Origin of the sequence: Corynebacterium ulcerans (genome assembly GCF_000767685.1) — a bacterium.
Classification (GTDB): domain Bacteria; phylum Actinomycetota; class Actinomycetes; order Mycobacteriales; family Mycobacteriaceae; genus Corynebacterium; species Corynebacterium ulcerans.
On record NZ_CP009622.1, the window covers coordinates 424,230 to 447,040 of the forward strand.

The 22,811-nt window shown below is 52.0% G+C and carries 21 protein-coding genes; 18 read left to right on the plus strand and 3 right to left on the minus strand.

Annotated features, from left to right (window positions below; translation table 11 throughout):
- Nucleotides 1-6: 6 nt before the first annotated feature.
- From CULFRC11_RS01990 to CULFRC11_RS02000, 3 genes are read right to left on the minus strand one after another with little or no spacing between them, the layout of a single operon-like run.
- Entirely contained in the window at nt 7-2,073 is a 2,067-nt protein-coding gene (locus CULFRC11_RS01990) for a dipeptide ABC transporter ATP-binding protein (protein WP_038620340.1), read from the minus strand.
- A 3-nt stretch (nt 2,074-2,076) separates the two neighbouring features.
- Entirely contained in the window at nt 2,077-3,117 is a 1,041-nt protein-coding gene (locus CULFRC11_RS01995; protein ID WP_023635113.1) for an ABC transporter permease, read from the minus strand.
- 1 nt (nt 3,118) lies between these two features.
- Entirely contained in the window at nt 3,119-4,102 is a 984-nt protein-coding gene (locus tag CULFRC11_RS02000; protein ID WP_023635114.1) for an ABC transporter permease, read from the minus strand.
- A 666-nt stretch (nt 4,103-4,768) separates the two neighbouring features.
- On the opposite strand from CULFRC11_RS02000, the gene rplN reads away from it, so the two are divergent.
- From rplN to CULFRC11_RS02095, 18 genes are all read left to right on the plus strand, one after another.
- Nucleotides 4,769-5,137, plus strand: coding sequence for a 50S ribosomal protein L14 (gene rplN, locus CULFRC11_RS02005; RefSeq protein ID WP_013241217.1), 369 nt, complete (start codon nt 4,769-4,771; stop codon nt 5,135-5,137).
- Between the two features lie 2 nt (nt 5,138-5,139).
- Nucleotides 5,140-5,454 carry a 50S ribosomal protein L24 gene (rplX, locus tag CULFRC11_RS02010; RefSeq protein WP_013910804.1) on the plus strand — a complete coding sequence of 105 codons (315 nt, stop codon included), beginning with the start codon at nt 5,140-5,142 and terminating at the stop codon, nt 5,452-5,454.
- Nucleotides 5,455-5,456: 2 nt separating this feature from the next.
- The gene (gene rplE / locus CULFRC11_RS02015; protein WP_013910805.1) at nt 5,457-6,020 is read left to right on the plus strand and encodes a 50S ribosomal protein L5; all 564 of its coding nucleotides are present in this window, start codon (nt 5,457-5,459) and stop codon (nt 6,018-6,020) included.
- A 694-nt stretch (nt 6,021-6,714) separates the two neighbouring features.
- Nucleotides 6,715-8,058, plus strand: a complete 1,344-nt coding sequence (locus CULFRC11_RS02020) for a serine/threonine transporter (protein WP_031269999.1) — start codon at nt 6,715-6,717, stop codon at nt 8,056-8,058.
- Nucleotides 8,059-8,109: 51 nt separating this feature from the next.
- A complete protein-coding gene (locus CULFRC11_RS02025) occupies nt 8,110-9,486 on the plus strand; it encodes an L-serine ammonia-lyase (protein WP_023635116.1) in 1,377 nt (458 codons plus the stop codon).
- A 209-nt stretch (nt 9,487-9,695) separates the two neighbouring features.
- Nucleotides 9,696-10,769, plus strand: a complete 1,074-nt coding sequence (locus tag CULFRC11_RS02030) for an asparaginase (RefSeq protein ID WP_023635117.1) — start codon at nt 9,696-9,698, stop codon at nt 10,767-10,769.
- A gap of 1,994 nt (nt 10,770-12,763) precedes the next feature.
- On the plus strand, nt 12,764-13,987 hold the full coding sequence (locus CULFRC11_RS02040; RefSeq protein ID WP_023635121.1) for an acid phosphatase: 1,224 nt from the start codon (nt 12,764-12,766) through the stop codon (nt 13,985-13,987).
- Between the two features lie 291 nt (nt 13,988-14,278).
- On the plus strand, nt 14,279-14,677 hold the full coding sequence (gene rpsH, locus CULFRC11_RS02045; RefSeq protein WP_013910810.1) for a 30S ribosomal protein S8: 399 nt from the start codon (nt 14,279-14,281) through the stop codon (nt 14,675-14,677).
- Nucleotides 14,678-14,692: 15 nt separating this feature from the next.
- Entirely contained in the window at nt 14,693-15,229 is a 537-nt protein-coding gene (gene rplF, locus CULFRC11_RS02050; protein ID WP_013910811.1) for a 50S ribosomal protein L6, read from the plus strand.
- Nucleotides 15,230-15,232: 3 nt separating this feature from the next.
- Nucleotides 15,233-15,640 carry a 50S ribosomal protein L18 gene (gene rplR, locus CULFRC11_RS02055; protein WP_013910812.1) on the plus strand — a complete coding sequence of 136 codons (408 nt, stop codon included), beginning with the start codon at nt 15,233-15,235 and terminating at the stop codon, nt 15,638-15,640.
- 40 nt (nt 15,641-15,680) lie between these two features.
- Nucleotides 15,681-16,307 (plus strand): 30S ribosomal protein S5, encoded by a 627-nt coding sequence (gene rpsE / locus CULFRC11_RS02060; RefSeq protein ID WP_013241228.1) that lies wholly within the window; start codon nt 15,681-15,683, stop codon nt 16,305-16,307.
- Between the two features lie 2 nt (nt 16,308-16,309).
- Nucleotides 16,310-16,495 carry a 50S ribosomal protein L30 gene (gene rpmD / locus CULFRC11_RS02065; RefSeq protein WP_013241229.1) on the plus strand — a complete coding sequence of 62 codons (186 nt, stop codon included), beginning with the start codon at nt 16,310-16,312 and terminating at the stop codon, nt 16,493-16,495.
- A gap of 3 nt (nt 16,496-16,498) precedes the next feature.
- A complete protein-coding gene (rplO, locus tag CULFRC11_RS02070; RefSeq protein ID WP_013241230.1) occupies nt 16,499-16,945 on the plus strand; it encodes a 50S ribosomal protein L15 in 447 nt (148 codons plus the stop codon).
- A gap of 226 nt (nt 16,946-17,171) precedes the next feature.
- Entirely contained in the window at nt 17,172-17,627 is a 456-nt protein-coding gene (locus tag CULFRC11_RS02075) for a hypothetical protein (protein ID WP_023635122.1), read from the plus strand.
- A gap of 533 nt (nt 17,628-18,160) precedes the next feature.
- Entirely contained in the window at nt 18,161-19,408 is a 1,248-nt protein-coding gene (locus CULFRC11_RS02080; protein WP_023635123.1) for an extracellular solute-binding protein, read from the plus strand.
- A gap of 110 nt (nt 19,409-19,518) precedes the next feature.
- The gene (locus CULFRC11_RS02085) at nt 19,519-20,925 is read left to right on the plus strand and encodes a carbohydrate ABC transporter permease (RefSeq protein WP_013910815.1); all 1,407 of its coding nucleotides are present in this window, start codon (nt 19,519-19,521) and stop codon (nt 20,923-20,925) included.
- Nucleotides 20,925-21,803 (plus strand): sugar ABC transporter permease, encoded by an 879-nt coding sequence (locus tag CULFRC11_RS02090; protein WP_013910816.1) that lies wholly within the window; start codon nt 20,925-20,927, stop codon nt 21,801-21,803. The genes CULFRC11_RS02085 and CULFRC11_RS02090 overlap by 1 nt, the downstream gene beginning before the upstream one ends.
- 167 nt (nt 21,804-21,970) lie before the next feature.
- The gene (locus CULFRC11_RS02095; RefSeq protein ID WP_023635124.1) at nt 21,971-22,714 is read left to right on the plus strand and encodes a TraX family protein; all 744 of its coding nucleotides are present in this window, start codon (nt 21,971-21,973) and stop codon (nt 22,712-22,714) included.
- Nucleotides 22,715-22,811: the final 97 nt, after the last annotated feature.

A 22,811-nucleotide genomic window follows, 5' to 3' on the forward strand; every position in this document is an offset into this window, starting at 1 on the left:
AGAGGGTTAATTGAGAGGAGTACCCGCAAAGTGACAAGCGTGAAGATGGTCTGATTGTTCTGAATTGTCTATTCGGCGTACCTCCGGTTCTTCGTCGCGACATCGACGCTGGTGGGCGTCGCCAAGCGTGGCGTAGAGCGGGCATCGTCCCCGAAACGCGCAACCTGTGATTTCCTCCGTAGGGGAAGGCTGCGAGTCAGCGAGGATGATCCGTCTTCGATTGCGCTCGGCGATGGGATCCGCCAGCGGAATCGCCGAGAGCAGCGCTTTGGTATAGGGGTGCTGCGGATTATCAAAGAGAGAATCTGTATCGCCCTGCTCGACAAAACGGCCCAAGTACATTACTGCGGCGCGGTCAGAGATATGACGGATAACGGAGAGGTCGTGAGCCACAAAGAGGTAGCTGATGCCTAGGCGTGCTTTAAGCTCATCGAGGAGGTTCAACATCCCTGCCTGAACAGAGACATCGAGAGCGGAAACGGGTTCATCCAGGACAATCAACTTGGGATTGGCAGCAAGCGCGCGGGCGAGAGAAATGCGCTGGCGTTGGCCACCGGAAAAGTGGCCGGGGAACCTATCAATATGGGCAGGGTTTAACCCGACTAATTGGATAAGCTCGCGGATACGCTCATTTTTATCGCCGTCCCATCCCAAGGCATCGAGAGGCTCGCGGAGGATTTCTGCGACAGTGAGCCGTGGATCAAGAGCTCCCATGGGGTCTTGGAAGACGATCTGAATATCTTTGCGCAGGAGTCGCCGTTGATGCTTGGATATGCCCGCGACATCTTGCTCACCTAATCGAATCTGAGTGGGCGTTTGCGGGGCCAGATCCATGATCTCTAGCAGCGTGGTGGTTTTACCGCAGCCAGATTCGCCGACGATAGCAAAGCATTCACCTTCTTTGATGTCAAAGGTCAGCCCGCTCACCGCTCGGACTTCTCCCACCGTTCGTTTTAAGAGAGCACCCTTGACCAAAGGGAAGGTTTTAGTCAGATCAGAGACACTCAGAACGCAGGAGCGTTTCTCTCGAGGGATCCGTATGAGGGCACCCTCATGAACAGGAGGCGTAGGAAAAATCGGAGCGCCATGAAGTTCTCCGTGGGAGATCTCGGCAGAGCGGATACACGCTGCCTGATGCTTATCATTAATGGGCAGGAGTCCAGGCTCAGTTGTACGGCACTCAGCTGTGGCTATGGGGCACCGCGGGGCAAAAGAGCACTCGTCGGGCAGATTAACCACGATCGGAGGGCTTCCCTCAATAGTGGTAAGGGAGACCTTTTCGCGCTTGTGTACAGAGGGGATAGAACCAAGCAAGCCGACGGTATAAGGCATCTTAGGCTCGCTGAAAAGCTCGTGAACTCCGGCGTATTCTACGGGGCGTCCTGCATACATAACCATCACGTTGTCTGCAGTGCCCGCTACAACGCCCATGTCATGAGTAATCATGATCGTTGCGGCGTTAGTTTCTTTTTGCGCCATCTTGATCAGGTCGAGGATCTGGGCCTGAATGGTCACGTCGAGCGCCGTGGTGGGCTCGTCCGCGATAAGAACTGACGGATTATTGGCGATGGCAATGGCTATTACAACGCGTTGGCGCATGCCACCGGAAAATTCGTGAGGAAACGCAAGGGCGCGCCGCTTGGGATCGGGTATGCCAACGAGGTCCAGAAGCTCGATAGCGGTGTCCCATGCTTTGGCCTTAGAGATTTTTTGGTGGCAGCGCAAAGCTTCGACGATCTGAGACCCTACATTGAACACTGGGGTTAGGGCCGAGAGCGGATCTTGGAAGATCATTCCGATTTCTTTGCCGCGTATTTTCGACATGGCGTCGTCGGAAAGCCCGATGAGCTCGCGGTCATGAAGTTGAACAGAGCCTGTCACTGTGGCGTAGTCGGGCAGCAAACCCATGACGGCCATAGATGTTACGGATTTTCCGGAACCAGATTCTCCCACTATGCCAAGGGTTTGACCGGGATAAAGGTTAAAAGAAACACCGCGAACTGCGTTGACGTTTCCAGCTTCTGAAGGGAAGGTGACATTGAGGTTCTGGACGCTAAGGACTGGATTAGTCATGATTTAAGCCTTTCCAACTGCTGCGGAATTGGGATCGAGCGCGTCGCGGAGACCGTCTGCAATGAACGCCATGGAGACGGTGAGGAGAGTAAGCACGGCAGCCGGGAAATAGAATTCCCATGGTGAGGATAAGAGTGAATTTGCTCCGGTAGAGAGCAAGGTTCCGAGTGAGACGTCGGGGATCTTGACTCCAAGGCCTAAGAAGGACAAACCAGTTTCGCTCATGACCGCGCTGACTACCCCTAGCGTGGCATTAATGACAAGAAGCGAGCCAATGTTGGGAATAAGATGGCGGCGAATGATAGTGAAATTGGAGACCCCCATATAGCGGGCTGCCTTGATGTATTCACGTTCTCGTAGGGAAATCGACATAGACCAGATCACCCGGGCGTAGTACATCCATCCGAATGCAATCAGGACCACGATGAGTAGTTTCCAGTCACCACCGGAACCGGAGACGATGAGAGCAATGATAAGGAAGGAAGGGATGACCAGGAGGAAGTGAATAACTCCTAAGATCGCACGCTCGGGACGACCACCCAGTAATGCAGCGGTGGCACCGACGAATGCGGAGATCATAGTGGTAGCAAGGGAAACAGAGATGGCAATGGTAAGTGAGCGACCCAAGCCATGAATGACCATGGCAAAGAGATCATTTCCCGAAGAGCTTGTGCCAAACCAATGTTCCGGGGACGGTGGGCTGCTTAGAGCTAAAAAGTCTGGGTCATCAAAGTCCCACTGAGCTAGCAGCGAACCAAAAATTGCAAGCAGGATGAGTAAGAACAGGATTATCGATCCGACTACTGCCATCTTGTTGCGGAGGAAACGGCGCAGGTAGAGGCGATATTTGTTCATCGGTTTTTGAACCGAGACATGTGCTGTTTCAATACCTTGCTGGGCATTGAGGATTTCCGTCTCTGTGACACTAGACGTATTGGTTTGCGTCAGCGGAGAACTGGAAACCGTGAGATCTGCTGTAGGCAGAGCATTTGGTGAAAGATCTTCGTGTCGGTCTTCGCCGTTATTACGGTATTCCTTGCGCATGTTAGCTCACCCGGACTCGTGGATCGAGGATGACAACGAAGATGTCTGCGAGGACTGCGCCTATGGCCGTCATAAGAGCACCAAAGGCCGCGACTGCGACGACTCCATGGATGTCATTTTTATTAATAGTGGAGACGAAATATTGCCCCATTCCTTGCCACCCGAAGATCGTTTCGGTCATGATCGCACCAGTAAAAATTCCAGGTATGGAGAATGCAACGGTGGTAGCTACAGGAATGATGGACGTACGTAGAGCGTGTCGACGCACAGCCTGAGCCCTTGTTAGTCCCTTTGCACGGGCAGTACGCACATAGTCGGCGTCGATGTTGTCGAGCAATATTGAGCGTTGGAGAAAGTGGTAGCTCGCGTAAGAGATGATGATGAGCGAAACGGTGGGCAGGATGAGGTGCTGTGCGTAATCGATAAGTTTGGGTAAAAATCCCTCAACACCGACAGATGATGATCCTGTGACAAAGAAGAGGTTGGTGCCTAGGGTCTGGTTAGTTTTAATAGCAAGCCATACGACCACGATCGATGCCACCACGACGTGAATATTCATGGTCAAGATGGAGATGAATTGGAATACTCGGTCGCCTGCTTTGTATTGGCGAGAAGCAGTGAAAACACCTATGCCTACGCCAAGTAGCACGGAAATGATTGTGGCGAGAAGCAGTAACTGGGCAGAAACCCAGATCCGATAGGAGATCTGAGAATTTACAGAATCGCCTAGGGGAGAAGAACCCCAGTCCCAGTGAAGGATGATGTTGGAAAGCCAGTGCCACCAGCGCTCAAGGAGGGGTTCTTTGTCGTTGAGATTAAGCGGAGTCAGTATTGCGTCGATACGCGATTCTGGTACAGGCGGCCGACGGCCTACATAGTTTGAACGCGGATTAAGGAAAAAAGACGCGAGAAAGTATGTAAGGTTCACCGCGAGAAAAATCATGGCCAACCAGCCAAGCGTTTTCTTAACTAAAAACTTGATCATAGGATGGGCTGCCTGTCGGAATTTTATGGGGAATGTGGTGAAGCCTTAACTGTCAAAAGTAAAGAGGGTCACTACATTCCTCTAACGTGAGTCAGTTCATATTAATTATGAAAATTAGCAGAGTTGGACGTGTTTTTGTGTGATTTTTCAAGGAAGGTTAAATTAATTATTTCCATCACGCCCTTAGGTGCTTAGCGCTCTTTTTTGTTCGTTAATACATGGCAGTAACCTTAATTTGGAAATTTAGAAAGTGAGGAATAAATGTTGGAAACTAAATTTATTCCACTCTTTCCTATTGGTCAACAGGCTGTTTGTAAGGAAGCTTCACAATGGAAACTACCCATTTTCTCCTCTTTTGGGGGTGGTCTGTAGGGGGTTGGCCGCGGGTTGTGGAGTGTTTCTAGGCGAGGGTGTGGCTTGGGGTGGGGAGTGTCGAAAATGGGCTTTAGAAGCGTGGTTGGGTCAGGCTTGCTGGGGTAGTAGTCCTTATGGTTAAATGTTCAGGTTGCCTATATAGGTCGGCTGATTGCGTGCTAGTTTCCGAGTGCCGCGGCCGAGACCCCTCGACCATTTATGGTTCGTTGAGAATGTGTAGGTGGTAGTACATAGACCGCGTGCGTCAGTTCGGAAATCTGCCGCACAAACATCCAGGTCAGGAGACCCATAGTGATTCAGCAGGAATCGCGTCTGCGGGTTGCCGATAACACTGGTGCACGAGAGATTCTGTGCATCCGTGTTCTTGGTGGCTCCACTCGACGCTTTGCTGGCATCGGCGACGTTATTGTCGCGACTGTCAAGGAAGCAACCCCCGGCGGCAACGTCAAGGCTGGCGAGGTCGTTAAGGCTGTTATTGTTCGTGCAAAGAAGGAAACCCGTCGTGCAGACGGCTCCTACATTCGCTTCGATGAGAACGCTGCCGTTTTGATCAAGAATGACAACGAGCCTAAGGGTACCCGTATCTTCGGCCCTGTTGCTCGTGAGCTGCGCGACAAGCGCTTCATGAAGATCGTTTCTCTTGCACCGGAGGTGATCTAAGAATGAAGGTCCATAAGGGCGATATGGTTCTAGTGATCTCCGGCCCCGATAAGGGTGCTAAGGGTAAGGTCATCCAGGCTTTCCCGAAGGCCGATAAGGTCCTCGTTGAGGGTGTTAACCGTGTAAAGAAGCACGTTGCTAACTCTGCTCCAGAGCGCGGCGCTGAGTCTGGCGGAATTGTCACCCAGGAAGCTCCAATCCACGTCTCTAACGTCATGGTTCTGGACTCCGACGGTAACCCGACCCGTATCGGTTACCGCTTCGATGAGAACGGCAAGAAGGTCCGTATCTCGCGTCGTAACGGGAAGGACATCTAATCATGAGCGAGAACTACACCCCGCGTCTGAAGACCCGCTACCGCGAAGAAATCCGCACCGCACTGAATGAAGAGTTCTCCTTTGAGAACGTCATGCAGATTCCTGGTGTGACCAAGGTTGTTGTCAACATGGGCGTCGGCGACGCTGCACGTGACTCCAAGCTGATCAACGGTGCACTTGAGGATCTGACCCTTATTACCGGTCAGAAGCCTGAGCTGCGTCGTGCAAAGAAGTCCATCGCTAACTTCAAGCTCCGTGAGGGCATGCCGATTGGCGCACGCGTTACCCTTCGTGGCGACCGCATGTGGGAGTTCCTGGACCGCCTGCTGACTGTTGCTCTGCCTCGTATTCGTGACTTCCGTGGTCTTTCTGACCAGCAGTTCGACGGACACGGCAACTACACCTTCGGTCTTGCTGAGCAGACCATGTTCTACGAAATCGACGTAGATAAGGTTGACCGTCCTCGTGGTATGGACATCACCGTTGTTACCACTGCAACCAACAATGAGGAAGGCCGCGCGCTTCTGCGTGAACTGGGCTTCCCTTTCAAGAAGGCTGAGAACTAAGAGTTCTTATCCTGATTGAGCCTTAGCTATGTAAAGATAGCTTAAAGCAAAGCCACCCACTAATCGGTAGTGGGTGGCTTTGTTTTTGCGTCTTCTGGCGCTTTTCCTCTTGATTTTTTGAGGAATCTTCAGCGCAGTATTCCTAAAAATTATCCGGTTAGGGGGTGAACCGGAAAAGAAAAGCAGTAATCGGACATTTTTGTTTTCTTCCGAAAATGGTAAAAAATACAGATTTTGTTGAAGTAGCACACCTTCTATGGTGATAAAGATCCCATTCTTTAGGAAGTCTGTCGAATTATAGAAAGAAAAAATACGTGTCAGTTTACGCTGTGGGGTAACTGATGTCCGTTTTGTTGAGCTGCACAAACGGGGGATATCTCATGTGATATCTAGTGAACAATTGGTTTTTGGAGAAGCAAGGGTCTGCTAGGGAGATATTAATTACACAAAAATAGCCGGTTAATATTTTTAACCTGCATACTTCCGTGGTTATTGTCCAGATGTAACACCAAAGACAGAAGGATGTTAATGGTAACTGGCGTCACATGTCGCCATTGGCTCCTATTCTTGTTTTCCTAGTGCTTATGCTGAGGTCCCATCATGATGGGGCAGGGCAAGTCAAGGGGACGGATAAGAGCGACAAGGACTTCCTGAATTCTTTGGTTTGGAATTCGCGAGAATTTTTGGAGAACCCATGTCGCAGACAATTTCCGTGCCAGCAAACTCAGGCTCGGCCGATTCATCATCGTCAGACTCGTCGCCGTCTCACTCGACATCGGCACCGAAGTGGCGTAAAAGTGACACCGTTTGGGCTTTGAGCCTTTTCGGAACCGCCATCGGTGCCGGTGTCCTTTTCCTTCCTATTAACGCAGGCATTGGCGGTATCATCCCGCTGATCGTCATGACGATCGTCGCCTTCCCCATGACGTATTGGGCACACCGCGGCTTGACGCGCTTCGTTCTTTCTACCTCTAAAGAGGGCGGAGACCTCACGGATGCTGTTGAGGAGCATTTTGGTCGGAAGGCTGGTGCCTTCATGACCATTCTTTATTTCCTCTCTGTGTATCCCATCCTTCTTGTTTACTCGGTTACCATCACGAACACCGTTAACTCATTCCTGGAGCACCAGCTCGGAGTGACCCCATGGCCTCGTTGGATCATGTCCCTCATCCTCGTTGGTGGCCTGATCTTTGTTGTGAGCCTCGGACGTGACGTCATCGTCAAGGCTATGAGCGTGCTGGTCTTCCCATTCATCGGCATTCTGGTTCTGTTGTCCCTGTACTTGGTACCTAAGTGGAACACAGCGTTATTCAGCACCTTCTCCCTGGAGTCTGCTAAGGCAGCTACTGGTCACAGCATCTGGGTAACCCTGCTGCTCTTGGTGCCCGTTATGGTGTTCTCCTTTAACCATTCGCCCATTATTTCTTCCTTTGCGGTAGAAAAGCGTGAAGAGTATGGCATTCATGCTGATGAGAAGACCGGTAAGGTCCTCCGGGTTGCACAGATTCTTATGGTCTGCGTGGTTATGTTCTTTGTGTTCTCTTGTGCACTAAGCCTTTCCCCACAGAATCTGGCCGAAGCAAAGGCACAGAACATCACTATCCTTTCCTATTTGGCTAACCACTTTGATAATCCCGTCATCCAGTGGGCTGCTCCCATCATCGCCATGATTGCTGTGGCTAAGTCCTTCTTGGGCCACTACCTCGGCGCTGCAGAAGGTTTCCAGGGTTTGATCGCTAAGAAGGGTACGGATGCTCCAGCTGAGGCTAAGGGCGATCGTAAACTTGCACTCATCACGCTGGCTTTCATGCTGGTCACCGCATGGCTTGTCGGTTGGTTGAATCCCTCCATCCTCGGAATGATTGAGACACTTTGCGGTCCTACCATCGCTATCCTCCTCTTCCTGATGCCGATGTATGCCATCCACAAGGTTCCTGCTCTGCAGAAGTACCGTGGGCGTCTCTCGAACTACTTCATCTTCTTCATGGGTCTTGTTGCCTTTGGCACGATCTTCTACAACATCGTTCAAGCAATCTAAAACACCCCATAGTTTCCCGCGATAACCTCGCACTGTTCCCTAGGAGCAAGAATGTTTATCAGTAGTTTCGATATGTTCAAGATCGGCATCGGCCCTTCGAGCTCACACACGCTCGGCCCGATGAAGGCAGGAAAGGCCTTTGCCGATGAACTCGAGGCACGAGGGCTTCTCGACGCCACCGTTCGCGTACAAGCAGACGTCTATGGCTCTTTGTCCCTCACCGGTGTCGGACACGCAACCGATAAAGCCATCATCATGGGGCTTGCTGGTTTTGAACCAGAGTCCGTGGACATCGATGCAATGCCAAGTTTCTTGGAAGAGGTAGCCTCTCTTCAGCGTCTGCCTCTCTCCGGTGGAAAGAAACTGGTGAACTTCCCACGCGGGAAGGACATCGTCTTCCACAACACTTGCTTACAGTTGCACGAAAACGGCATGACCATCACGGCCTTCTCTGAAGAAGAAGTGCTTCTGCATAAAACCTATTTCTCTATCGGCGGCGGATTCATCGTGGATGAGGAGCACTTCGGTGCAGCCGATGAGGACACTTCTTCTGTACCGTTTGCTTATCGTAGTGCGGAAGAATTCCTCACGATGTGCGATATCGAAGGGCTCAGCATTCCGGAGCTAGAGTGGCGCAATGAGACGGCCGCTGCCTCGGAAGAGGATGTGCGTACTCACCTGGCCAAAGTCTGGAATGTGATGCGTACTGGCATCGAGCGCGGATCGAGTACTGAAGGAATCCTCCCCGGTGAGCTGCGTGTTCCACGTCGTGCTAAAGCACTGCGGACGCGCTTGGAAAATACGAGTGAGAATGAGCCATTGCGCATGATGAGCTGGCTTAATATGTTCGCACTTGCTGTCAACGAGGAAAACGCCGCTGGCGGTCGCGTAGTTACGTCTCCGACAAATGGTGCTTGTGGAGTACTGCCCGCTGTCCTGTCTTATTGGGATAAGTTGGTGGCGCCTGTGGACGAGAAGATGTACACCGATTACTTCCTTACCTGCAAGGTGGTCGGTGCGCTCTACAAGATGAACGCTTCTATTTCTGGCGCTGAGGTCGGCTGTCAGGGAGAGGTGGGCGTCGCTTGTTCGATGGCAGCGGCCGGTGTTGCGCAACTTATGGGTGGAACCCCGCAGCAGGTCTTCATTGCAGCTGAGATCGCAATGGAACACAATTTGGGTCTCACCTGTGACCCCGTGTGCGGCCAGGTGCAGGTTCCGTGCATCGAGCGTAACGCCGTGGCTGCTGTGGAGGCCGTCAACGCCGCAAATATGGCTTTGCAGCGTGAGTCGAACCCGACGGTATCGCTAGACCAGATCATTGCCACCATGTATCAGACCGGTAAAGATATGGATTCTAAGTACCGCGAGACCTCCCTTGGCGGTTTGGCTAAGGTTGTGCTTCCTAAGCTGATGCCGTGTAGCTAGTTTTTCTATCGTTGTCTAGCGCATGCCGCGGAATAGGCATAAAGAACACCGATGAGCACCTTTGTATGGGCACATGATTGTGACAGTAGTTTTCACTGGCATCACATCCCTGCAAAGGTGCTTTTGGTATTTGCGCGACAGCAGTTATAAGCGTTGCGGTGAATGGAATCATTGGCCGCATTGAGTAGCAAGAAGGAAGATAGGATCACATGACACAAATTTTTTCTCGCCGCCGCTTTCTCGGAGCCACTGCTCTAGCGACCGCCGGCAGTATAGGCGTACTTACGGCGTGTTCGCAGGGAGATTCTCAGCCCAGTGGTGCCGACTCCAGCAGCGACAAGCACGTAGATTATTCAGCGATCTCTGGTCATTTAGTCGTTTTATCTACTGGTGGAACTATTGCTAGCACCAATGTTGATGGAGCTTTGGTCCCCACGGTAAGCGGCGAAGAACTTGTAGCACCCGTATATAAAAAGTTCTCTAAAGATAAGCTCACTATTGAAGTACGCCAGGTAAGCCAGTTGGATTCCTCTGCGATGACGTTGAAGGATACAGACAACATCATCCGCGAAGTACTTAAGACAGTGAAGGAAGACAACGTCACAGGCGTAATTGTTACGCACGGTACTGATTCGATGGAGGAATCGGCCATCGCCGTGGACACCTTCCTTAGCGGTGATAAACCTGTGGTCTTTACCGGTTCGATGCTGCCTTTCGACGATCCCCACACCGACGGTCCGGACAACCTAACGCTGGCTGTTACCGCAGCAACAGATCCCAAAAACCAAGGAAAAGGCACTTTTATTGCTTTTGGCGGTACATTGATTCGGGCGCGAGGAGCATACAAATCTCATACCTCTGAAAAAGATGGTTTCCGCACTAATGCTGGCGAAGATCTGGTACGGCCTAAGCCGCTGGACTTTAAACCGTTGGAGTCGTACAGGGTAGACATTATTGCGGCCTATCCGGGTGCGCCTCGTGCGCTTGTCGACGCCGCCATCTCCACCGGTGCACAGGCTCTGGTCATTGAAGGGATGGGCGCAGGAAACGTCGGTGGCGATATCGCAGAGGGAATCGTGGCTGCTGCGGAGAAAAATATCCCAATAGTTATGACCACACGTGTGGATGCCGGGCTCGTGGAAGGCACCTACGGCGGCGCAGGCGGCGGAGCTACTCTTGCACAAAAGGGCGTGATTGGCTCGAATTACTTGCGGGCGGGACAATCGCGTATTGTGCTCGCGGCAGCTCTGGCTACCGGAGCGGATCCCAAGGTGCTCTTTTAGAAAGGTTAAAAGAGCGTAAGCCGGCTGAGTGCGCTGGGGGATGGCATACTCAGCTGGCTTAGGGCGTGTGGTTTTAAGAATCTTTTTCTGGTTCGTTGGAGCTTTTCTGTACAACGCCTATGACGAAAACGATAGTTGCTGCGACTAAAAATGCAATGGCAATGGACGTATGCTGACAAAAACCGTTCCACTCGGTGCCGCTACGAAGAAGCCGAAAAGAAAACAATGCGACCGCGATATCGATAACGCTGGTCGATAGAAAAAGCTTTCTTGTATATTTGATGCTTTTAGTTGAACAGGGGAAGTTAGGATTACTATTTCCTGGACTGGGGGGAGTAAAGACTCGTTACGCATCATGGCGAGCAAGTGTGGTGACTGGGGTGTTGTGCCCCTTGTTTTCTTCACGTTTTTCGTTCATTGAATTGGCAGGAAAGCTCGTGGAATCTGATCGATACACAAGATGATTGTCATAGGGCGTTTTACTTTTGTTGCCTGCGAATATAGATGGACATGTTATGAATTTTCGGTGTCCTGGGGGGGGCTGCTGACAACGCAATGGGGATTGAATTGGTGATCTAGCAGGTTATTATGGTGTTTGGTGTCGGGATTAGTGATCGGAGTCTTCTTGAAAGATTGGCGATACTTAGTAAGTAGGTCCTTCTCCATCATGATTCTTAAGAATCGTGTGTAAAGGAGCCTCGATGCTGTGTGCTCCTGTGAATCCTTATGTTGGTGCTGGTGACTTGTTCTAGCAGTTGCTCCATTAGCAACCGCTCTTTGTCTGTCATAGTTATTTTGAAGCGGGGAATGGTCTGGCCTTTTCTTTGGAGACGGTCAGCAGAGCTTTCACAAACAATCTCCTAAGGGTCGCAATATTTTGTGATTTTAAATTGCGTTATACAGCAAGTCATAGGCTCTTTTCCGGGATCTTTTTTAAAGATGAGGCAATGAACTTTTGATGTGCTCGAAAAGTGATCACTAACAAAGGAAACAAATTATGGTAGATCCAAAAAATGGCTTTGGAGACCAGGGGAGTTTCTCTAACTGGAATTGGCGTTTCAAATTAGCAACTCTAATGAGCGTGCTTTGTTCGGTAGCTGGGGCGGTTCTTCTTATATTGGGTTCCACGGTTTTCAGTGGGTTTGCCATTAAGGCCGTTGCATATTTCCTGATGGCCGGAGGTGGATTGGGTGCACTTGTCACTCCAATTTTCGCTGCACGGTATCGAGAGAAATCCTTAAGATAATGCATTCGAATTTTAGGGCCCTGAACTGGACTTAAAACCCTGTAGTGAACTGTCACCGAGCTTTGTATGCGTGGCTGAAGACGTCGGCACTAGCAAACGTGCTTGCGTAGAACAATTGGTGTAGCAAGCCTAGGAAACCTCTGATGTGCAGCGCAGACGAGAGCTGGAAAGTTGGGAAACTCTGCGAAGAGCGAGAGATCTTCCAAATGGTCATGAAATATTTCACGGCAGAGACCAACTGGTGATCCGATTCCCCGTTTGTGATGCTATTGCATCGGCGTGGACAGGATTATAAACAGCGGCGATCGTCGTAACGGAACGACCAGTGATGTTTTCGCCGAATACTGCAGCGCTCAGGAAAGCACCATCACACAGAGCACTACTTTAAAAAAGAAAACGAGATGCATTTCATAATGAATTTTTTATCGTGGAAAGGTGTGGGTAGGCGTTAGGAAAATTTCCTTAAGGGGGCAGGGTAGTCAGAATAAAAATGCAGGATGGGCGTTTCTTATCGGGGTAGTAAAGAAAAGAACGTGTTTTCCAGGGGCTCTCTTGTTTCTGATCGATTGCGACTGTTAAGAGGCCCAACCCTCGGGAACTCTGCTTACACGATTCATATCTTGGTATAAGTGAAAATAACGTTGAGCACTTGGAATGGTAGCGGCACGACGGTCCGCACATCTCAGAGACTCGGCGCTGAAAATATACAAGGCTGCGGCTGACCTATTAAGGAGAAACCTTGTCCAAGATGAATCGCCGACTACTGAGCTCGTTATGTACCACGGCTTGTATCTTTGCTTTAACCGCACCAGTAAACGCACAATCTTCCCTTCCTATACCCCCAGAAGCACAAGCAGGTTCATCCCTGGTTGCTCCGCCTGTTGTGCATCCTGGTGCCCCGACTCCGCAACCGTTTAGCCCGGCAGATTACGTGGGGTACATCTCCGATATCAGTTCTTATAGCGGAGGAACTTATTACGATGTGGTGTCTAACTTTGAAGACCTGCGCAGGAACCATCCGAAAGCGATAGAAGAAAACTCGGCGACGTCGATACGCATTAATAATGAGGCCGCTCCAGATACCGTGGCCCGGGCGCAGCACGACGCTCTCACTGAGCGTGATGGCGTACTCATGGCATTTTCGGATGCTTTAGGCCCCACACTTGGAGGGCATCTGCGCACTGCGCTCGCAGAGAATCGGCTTCCTAAACTACAGATGCTTCTTGGCGGCTGGACGGCACGCGCCGGGGGACCAGCAAGCTCCACATTCGTAGAAAAGAACATTTTCCGTAATCCACGCCCATACATTGCACATCCCGATGCGATTCGCCAGTACCGAGTTGATCATCATGACTTGTATCCAACATCGGGTTCTTTCCCCTCGGGGCACACGAACCAGGCGGCATGGACGACTGCTCTGTGGGCCTATATGTTGCCTGAATTCTCAGCTCAGCTATTGAATAGGGGCTCGGAAGCAGGATTCAATCGCGTAGTACTTGGGGTTCACTACCCGTTGGATGTGATTGGCGGACGAATGACGGGGAATGCGGCTGCAGCAGACCGTCTTAATGATCCAAAGATGCGAGCGGCATTGGATGCTGCCGGAGCAGAACTACGTGCGGAGTTGGAATGGCGCTGTGGGAAGAACCTGTCCGAGTGCGCTGCAGACATAGGGGCGCAGCAACAGGCGGTGCAACAATACACAGAGCGCATGACCTACGGGATGCAAACTCGCGTATATTCCCCAGAAGCGCCGATGGTGGTGCCACAGGCCGCTCCCGTACTATTGGCATCTGCTTTTCCGCAGCTGACATGGGAACAACGTGCTGAAGTGCTGCGTCAAACAGCGTCAGAGGCTGGCTACCCGTTAGATGATCAGAGTCCGCGAGGGTCCTGGCAACGGATTAATTTGGCACGTGCTATGGCCGCAACTGTAACGGTGGATGAGCACGGTGCGGTGAGCGTCGATTAGCTAGGAAAACAGGCGTCGAAAAAAGTTTGTAAAAAAAGTTGGCAAGAAGAACAACGTAGAGTACGCTGGCCACTTGGACTCGTGCGCCCTTATGAAGGCGCAGCCGAGACCATGTACAAATTTTCATACCTACTTTGTTGTAGGCCCCCCGCCTTATGCGACCGTGTGGACATGCGGCAGCGAGCGCCCCAAGCTACTGAGTTTGGGGAGCGTAAGTGGCCCGAGAGCACGCGGTAACGCACGTTTAAAGGTGGGTAGGAACCGCAACGAGAAAGGCGCCAGGTCACTTTTATGACCATGACAGATCCTATCGCCGACATGCTGTCGCGCGTGCGCAACGCAAACCACGCGCACCACGACGTAGTGTCGATGCCTTCTTCCAAGCTCAAGGCAAACATTGCTGAGATCCTGAAGCAAGAAGGCTACATTGCTGACTACAAGGTTGAGGAAGTAAAGGTTGGTAAGACCCTTACTCTGAACCTGAAGTACGGCCCGAACCGTCAGCGTTCCATTGAGGGCGTTCGTCGCGTTTCCAAGCCAGGTCTGCGCGTGTACGCAAAGTCCACCAACTTGCCGAAGGTCCTGGGCGGCCTGGGCGTGGCTATCATCTCCACGTCTCAGGGTCTGCTGACCGATCGTCAGGCTACCGAGAAGGGTGTAGGCGGAGAAGTCCTCGCCTACGTCTGGTAAGGGAGGAGACGAAATATGTCACGTGTAGGTAAGGCACCTATCGCTATTCCGTCCGGCGTTGAGACCAAGATCGACGGCCAGCTCGTTGAGGTTAAAGGTCCTAAGGGAACCCTGAGCTTCGAACTTCCAGAGCCAATCCGGGCTTCTCTTGAAGACGGACAGATCTCCGTGGTCCGCCCGGATGATCACCGCAAGAACCGTTCGCTGCACGGTTTGTCTCGTTCGCTCGTTAACAACATGGTTGTTGGCGTCACCGAGGGCTACACCATCAAGATGGAAATCTTCGGTGTTGGCTACCGTGTTGCTCTTAAGGGTCAGAACCTTGAGTTCTCCCTTGGTTACTCCCACCCGGTCCTGATCGAGGCTCCGGAAGGCATCACGTTCGCTGTTGACGGCAACACCAAGTTGTCTGTCTCCGGTATCGACAAGCAAAAGGTCGGACAGATCGCCGCCATCATCCGCCGCCTCCGTAAGGATGATCCTTACAAGGGCAAGGGTATTCGTTATGAGGGCGAGCAGATCCGTCGCAAGGTCGGAAAGACGGGTAAGTAAGCAATGAGCAACAACGAGAACAACAACGGCAAGCGTCTGCCTGTGGGCAAGGACATTTCCACCCGTCGTCGCATCGCTCGCGCACGCCGTCACAACCGCATCCGCAAGAACCTGCGTGGTACCGCCGAGACCCCACGTCTCGTCGTCCACCGCACCTCTCGCCACATGCACGTTCAGGTCATCGACGACTTCGCTGGCCACACCTTGGCTGCTGCATCCACCTTGGAAGCAGAAGTTCGTGCAATCGAGGGTGACAAGAAAGCTAAAGGCGCTAAGGTCGGTCAGCTGATCGCCGAGCGCGCTAAGGCTGCTGGCATTGAGTCGATCGTTTTCGACCGCGCTGGCTACAAGTACCATGGCCGTGTTGCTGCACTGGCCGACGCAGCTCGTGAAGGTGGTCTGAAGTTCTAATGACCGCTATCTCCATGAACATCAACGGAAGGATTGCGTAATGCCGGGACGTGAACGGCGTGACGGCGGACGCTCCGCCGACGACAACCAGAAGAAGAACGATCGCCGTGGCGGACGCCGCGATGATCGTCGTAACCAGCAGCAGGACGAGCGCTCTCAGTACATCGAGCGCGTCGTTACCATCAACCGCGTCTCCAAGGTCGTGAAGGGTGGTCGTCGCTTCAGCTTCACCGCTCTCGTGATCGTCGGCGACGGCAAGGGAATGGTCGGCGTTGGCTACGGCAAGGCCAAGGAAGTTCCAGCTGCAATCCAAAAGGGTGCTGAGGAAGCTCGCAAGAACTTCTTCCGCGTTCCAATGGTTGCCGGCACCATTACTCACCCAGTTCAGGGTGAGGCAGCAGCAGGCATCGTTATGATGCGTCCGGCTGCACCTGGTACCGGTGTTATCGCCGGTGGCGCAGCTCGTCCAGTGCTTGAGTGCGCTGGCGTTCAGGACATCCTCTGCAAGTCTCTTGGCACCGACAACGCCATCAACGTAGTTCACGCTACCGTTGCTGGCCTGAAGCAGCTCAACCGTCCTGAAGAGGTCGCTGCTCGTCGTGGCAAGACCTTGGAAGAAGTTGCTCCGGCTCGTATGCTGCGCGCACGCGCAGGACAGGAGGCGTAACCATGGCCCTGAAGATTACTCAGCATAAGGGTCTGGTTGGTGCAAACCCGAAGCAGCGCAAGAACATGGCTGCTCTTGGTCTCAAGCGCATCAACCACTCCGTCGTACACGAGGACACCCCCGCAGTGCGCGGCATGATCAATGTGGTCCGCCACATGGTGTCTGTCGAAGAAGTGGCAGGGGAGTAAAACATGAGCGAACCAATTAAGCTCCACGATCTGCGTCCTGCAAAGGGCGCAAACAAGCCAAAGACCCGCGTTGGCCGCGGTGAGGCTTCCAAGGGTAAGACCGCTGGTCGCGGTACTAAGGGCACCAAGGCTCGTAAGCAGGTTTCTGCTGCTTTCGAGGGTGGCCAGATGCCGATCCACATGCGTCTGCCAAAGCTGAAGGGCTTCAAGAACCCTTCCAAGGTTTACTACCAGGTTGTCAACGTTGCTGACCTGGAGAAGGCCTTCCCGAATGGCGGCGAGATCGCAGCTGCAGACATCGCAGCTGCCGGCCTCGTTCGTGCAAAGCAGCCTGTTAAGGTTCTTGGCGAGGGCGAGATCAGCGTTAAGCTGACCGTTTCCGGTGTCAAGTTCTCCAAGTCTGCTAAGGAAAAGATCGAAGCCGCTGGCGGCTCGATCGCCGAGGCTTAATTCTCAGTTAACTGAGAATTTTCTCACTAAAAAGCCGTACCTACTCCGCATTTGCGGTGGTGGGTGCGGCTTTTTCTTGTTCCGATTCCACTTTTCTGTGTTTTAGGTTATTGAAAATTGACCAAAACCTTATTTAAGGTTAACATGAAAATAACCTAACGCGCTGGGGATTTTTATAGGCAGTCCCTATAGTGCGTCTTTTTCAACTCTCAAAAGGGGATCCCTCATGCAAAAAATCAAAGCTTCAATTATTGCCGGTGCGGTGTGCTGTCTAGCTCTGGGTGGCTCTGTGGCGGGGGCTTCGCAGGTTTTACTTACAGGCAATGATGTGGAAGAAACTCATGTTCGTGAGACTGTGGAGAAGCAGGGTGATACCTGGACCTGCACTCGAGAGGTTCCTGTGCAAATTGATGGGAAGACTCGCATGCTGAAGCAATCGGGTCCGTGCACGGTTTGGGAGCTTGGACGTGCTTATGAAAAACTGCAGTCTGGTGGCGGACAAGATCCCCGTGTGCTTGAAGCGGATTTGATGCGGGCTTCCGAAGAGCGAGATCACTACAAGAGATTGAGTCATGATCAAGCGAAGTTGTTTGAGGGGCTGGTTGCGCACAATCCTGAGATTAAAGATCAGGTTGAAAGGCTGAAAGCGCGGCTTTCGGGGCCGAGTGCAACTCGTCGTTAGCTCGAAATCCCTAGATGTGTAAAAGCATCTAGGGATTTCTTATTTTCTGGGATTCCGATGCTTTGGCTGGGGATATTTTGGCTTATGCGGGGAATGGCTAGAGGTATCTCCGGGTATTTGCGCGGTTATTGGGCATGGTGTGCAAGATCTCACTCTGCCCGATGTTGGTTATTACCTGTTCCGTTTGGGGTGGTCTTTTCGGGGGTCTTCTTTGTTGTGAGGGGCTGAGAGTTGTCTGACCTATTACCAGCTAGAAGCTGCTTTATTGATACTTTTTCTCTTATTGGGTTTTCCTCGAAAAGGGGGAAAGTTGGTTGGTTAATGCAGGTGGGGGTTGCAAAAAGGGTGAGTGGACTGCGAATATGGGGTTCTGTGAGTTAGTGCATAAACTTTCGGGTTACTCGAAAGTGTCACAGGCAGTTAAGCTAAGTGTTTGACAGGTGATTACCACTTCAAAAATGCCTTATCCGGGCATGAAGAAAAGGTAGTCGTCCCCCAACTTATCCCCCTAATCTCTAAAGGCGGTGAAGTGGATGAAGATCCACGCAAAGAAGGCCCTCAGCGTATTAGCCATTTCAACCCTCGTTTTGGCCGGCTGTTCCAGCGACAAGGACTCCAAGGGGTCGAGTGCTTCGGGTGACTCTAAGGGCGGCAAGATCACTCTGAGCGTGTGGAGCTCTCAGGAAGACCAGGATGGCTCAGACGGATGGTTGCAGTCCGTTGAAAAGAAGTTTGAAGAGGCACATCCGGACTATGACATCACCTGGAAGAACTCGGTGGTCGGCGCTGATCAGGCTGCAACGACCGTAAACCAGGATCCTTCGGCAGCAGCTGATGTCTATGTCTACGCTAATGACCGCCTAGGCTCGCTGTTGGATTCGGGCGCTGTTGGTGAGCTTTCCGACGCCGGCATGAAGCAGCTCGGTGAGCAGGCAGAAGACACCATCGCCGCCAGCGTGAAGGGACAAGACGGCAAGGCTTATGGCCTTCCGATTGAGCCGAACACCTGGTTCATGTACTACAACAAGGCAAAGCTAAACCAGGAAGACATTAAGTCCTTTGACACCATGCTGTCTAAGGCTAAGGTCTCTTTCCCTATGTCTAACTCCTGGTACTATCCAGCGTTCTACGCAGGTGCGGGTGCTTCCTTCTTTGGCAAGGACGGCTTGGATGAAAACGCTGGCATCAAGCTTGGCGACAAGGCTGGCGAAGTAACCAAGTATCTGACAAGCGTTGTGAAGAACCCCAACTTTGTCAATGACGCCGAGGGCTCCGGCATCGGTGGGCTAGCTAATGGCTCCGTAGATGTTGTGTTCTCCGGTTCGTGGGATGCAAAGAACATCAAGAAGGCTCTGGGCGATAACTATGGCGTTGCCAGCCTGCCAACCTTCAAGCTCGACGGCCAGGATGTTCAGATGAAGGCCTTCTCCGGTTCCAAGGCAATTGCTTACAACCCCAACACCAAGAACCCGAAGGTAGCTTCTGAGTTTGCAGCTTTCCTCGCTTCCACTGAGTCTCAGAAGTCTCACTTTGACAAGAACGGTGTTATCCCAGCAGATAAGACGCTGGCAAAGGATGCTGCTATCGCAGCTGACCCTGTGGCAGTCGCACTGTTTGAGACCGTTGCCAATGCTTCGATCCTGCAGCCAACCCTGAAGCCAATGTCTGACTTCTGGGATCCTGCAACCACCTTTGGCAAGGCCCTGGTCAACGGTGAGGTCAACGCTGAGAATGCGGTGGCTAAGACCGATGCTTGGACCTCTAGCTTTAACAAAAAATAATCCCTGAGTATGCGTATGTTGAGCCCAGTCTGCGTGCTGGGCTCAACGTGTGCGTAGCAGTTTTCAAAAGAACACACTTTTAAAAGCCACAGGAAGGGGAGTGCGGGCTCATGAAAGCTGGAGTCCACCGCGGTGGCCTGCTAACCAAACCGAAGCCAAAGACGCAAAAACGCAACGACGAACCGAGTCTCTATTCGCTGTCTAACGCGTGGGCTAACGGAGACGCTATGACAAAGGCATCGCTTATTGTCTTTGGTCTTGGCAACCTACTGCGTAAACAGTTTCTCAAGGGAGCGGTGTTCCTTGGCATAGAGATAGTCGCTATTGCGCTGTTTATAAGCAAAGGTATTAAGGCACTGCAAGAGCTGCCAGGGCTTGGTACTGGGGAACAAGGTCGCGTCAAAGTAGACGGATTCTGGGTTTATAAAAACAGTGAGCCGTCGGTTGTTTTGTTGCTCGAAGGCGTGGCCACGATCTTTCTTCTTATCGTCTTCCTGTGGCTAGCTACGATCGCGTTGCGCAGTGCGTACAAGGCACAGACGTTCGTCGAGAAGCAAGGACGCGCGCGTACGCTGAAAGAAGACTTGCATGCGTTAACTGATGAAGACGCACCGATTATGCTGATGTCGCTTCCTACGGCCGGCATTTTGATCTTCACGGTTTTGCCGCTGATTTTTATGATCAGCATGGCGTTTACCAGCTATGATTCCCGGAATGTTCAGAAGTTTGACTGGGTGGGGCTAGAGAACTTTGGCAAGGTGTTCTCTAACACTGGTGGTGAAGTTAACCTGCAGATCTTTGTCGGTGTGCTCACCTGGACTCTGGTGTGGGCGTTCTTTGCCACATTCCTTAATTACTTCCTGGGCATGTTCTTGGCCATGATTATTCAGCGCAAGACCACCCGTGGAAAGGCATTCTGGCGCGCGATTTTCTCCCTGTCTGTGGCTGTTCCGCAGTTTGTGACGCTTCTGGTGTTGCGCAGCATGTTGCAGCCAGAGGGCATTGTGAACCGCCTGCTGCTGGATTGGGGCTGGATTGATAGCAGCTTGCCGTTCTTCACGGATGCAACGTGGGCGCGTGTGACAGTGATCGTTGTCAACCTATGGATTGGTATCCCGTACACGATCATGCAGGTCACAGGTATTCTTCAGAACATTCCAGGCGAGCTCTATGAGGCCGCGCGTCTCGACGGCGCCAGCTGGTGGCAAACCTACCGCAACGTGACGTTGCCTTACATGTTCTTTGTGATGACGCCGTATCTGATCACCACATTTACCGCGAACGTGAATAACTTCAATGTGATCTACATGCTTTCCAAAGGCGACCCAACACCGATTGGCGCCTCGGCTGGTAAAACAGATCTCCTGATTACGTGGCTGTACAAACTCACGGTTGATCGTGGTGACTATAACGTGGGTGCGGTGATCGGTATCTTGACCTTCATTGTTCTCTCCACAGTGGCACTGATTACGTATCGACGAAGCGGCTCTTATCGCAACGAGGAAGGATTCCAGTGATGAGCACCAAACAAGTAGGGATCCGTGGAAGCCAGCGTCGCACACGACAGTTTGTCGACTTCCTTGTTCATCTCTTTCTCACCATCCTCGCAATCATTTGGGTGGTACCCATCGTCTGGGTTGTAGCAGAAAGCTTTAACAAGAACACTGCTCCGTACACCAGCACCTTTTTCCCCACGGAATACAGCGTGGACAACTATGTTCAGCTCTTTACTGATCACTCAGTGCTGAACTTCCCCAAGATGTTCTTAAACACCCTGATCATTGCCTGCTTTACCTGCGCGATCAGCGTTGTCTTTGTACTTTTTGTCTCCTACTCCCTGAGCCGTCTGCGTTTCCGATTCCGCAAGGTCTATATGAACACCGCGCTGATTCTGGGAATGTTCCCCGGCATCATGTCGGTGGTGGCTATCTACTTCATCCTTAAAGCGATTGGCCTCACCCAAGGATGGACCACCACGTTGGCGTTGATCATCGTGTATTCCGCCGGAACTGGCATGGGCTTTTACGTGATGAAGGGATTCATGGATACGATCCCGATTTCGTTGGATGAGGCAGCGCTTCTCGACGGCTGCACCAGGTGGCAGGTCTTTACCAAGATCATTCTTCCGATTTCCAAACCGATGATCGTGTATCAAGCGATTGTGGGATTCTTGACCCCCTGGTTGGACTTTGTGCTTGCAAAAGCCATCGCTCGGACACAGGAAAACTACACGGTTTCTCTCGGTCTATGGAAGATGCTGGAAAAGGAATATATCTACGATTGGTTTGCACGCTTTGCCGCAGGTGCTGTGTGTATCTCTATCCCCATCACGATTTTGTTCATCGTGATGCAGCGTTACTATCAGGAGTCAATGGCTGGTTCCGTTAAGGGATAGTAAAACTCGTTGTTCATACAACAAGTGCCCTCGTGTTGGTCATAGATCAAGTAACACGAGGGCATCCCGCTGCAATGGACACAATTGATAAAGACCACCGGAGAGCCGCGGAGCGCAGTACAGGAAAACCTGAGGTGCGATGCGTGTAAGCAGAAGTGAGGAAATGAATGAATGCTCAGCAACGTCAGAGAGGCTTTAGTTCTCATAAATTAGCTGGCTTAGCAGGGTTTTTCATCATTACATCCGCGCTGGGATCTCTCCTGTTGTGGCCCATAGACGGGGGGTACGCAGATACTGGCCTGTGGTTATTGACCGTGGGAATCGTGATGGAGGTCATCTCTTGGTGCGCAATCCCACTCGTCGCTTGGCTCTATACGCTGGCAATTAAACGTGGAGTAAACCGATGGCGCCTTGCCGGGTGGACGCTCATTATCGCCGTGGTGAGCGAGGTGCCCTACGATTTGGCGTCGGAGCGTCGAGTGTGGAGCGTTGAGTCGCAGAATCCTGTGTGGGTACTGCTGATAGCTCTCGTGGTACTGGCAGCTATCGACACCACGGCGCAGTTGTCTACTGCGGTGAGGTGGGCAGCAATGTTGGGTGTCACTCTTGCCGCGATATTTTGGATAGTGGCGCTTTCCTTGGGAACACGTTTGGGAATCATCCCGATGGGGGTCGCCTTACTCGGATTCATCATGATTTTTTATCTCTTCTGGGGAGCAGAGAATCGCATGATGTATTCAGCTGGTGCTTTTGGTGCGGCGATGTTTATTTCGCCGGCACTGGGAACAGTATTTTTGCATTACCGCCAGCCGTTACTCGACGAGGAAGGCGAGTTGCCGGCAGCCTGGATTCCATGGGCATACCCTGCGATCCTACTGTCCGTGGGGTTGATCGCCACGGTGCTGATGTAAAAAGGCAGTAAAGCCGCCGTGCTAGGCAGCTCAGGCGGAGTTGAGGGCTGGATTGAGAATGTGAATAGTTTCTCACTCTCCTCAAATAAAGAAGAGA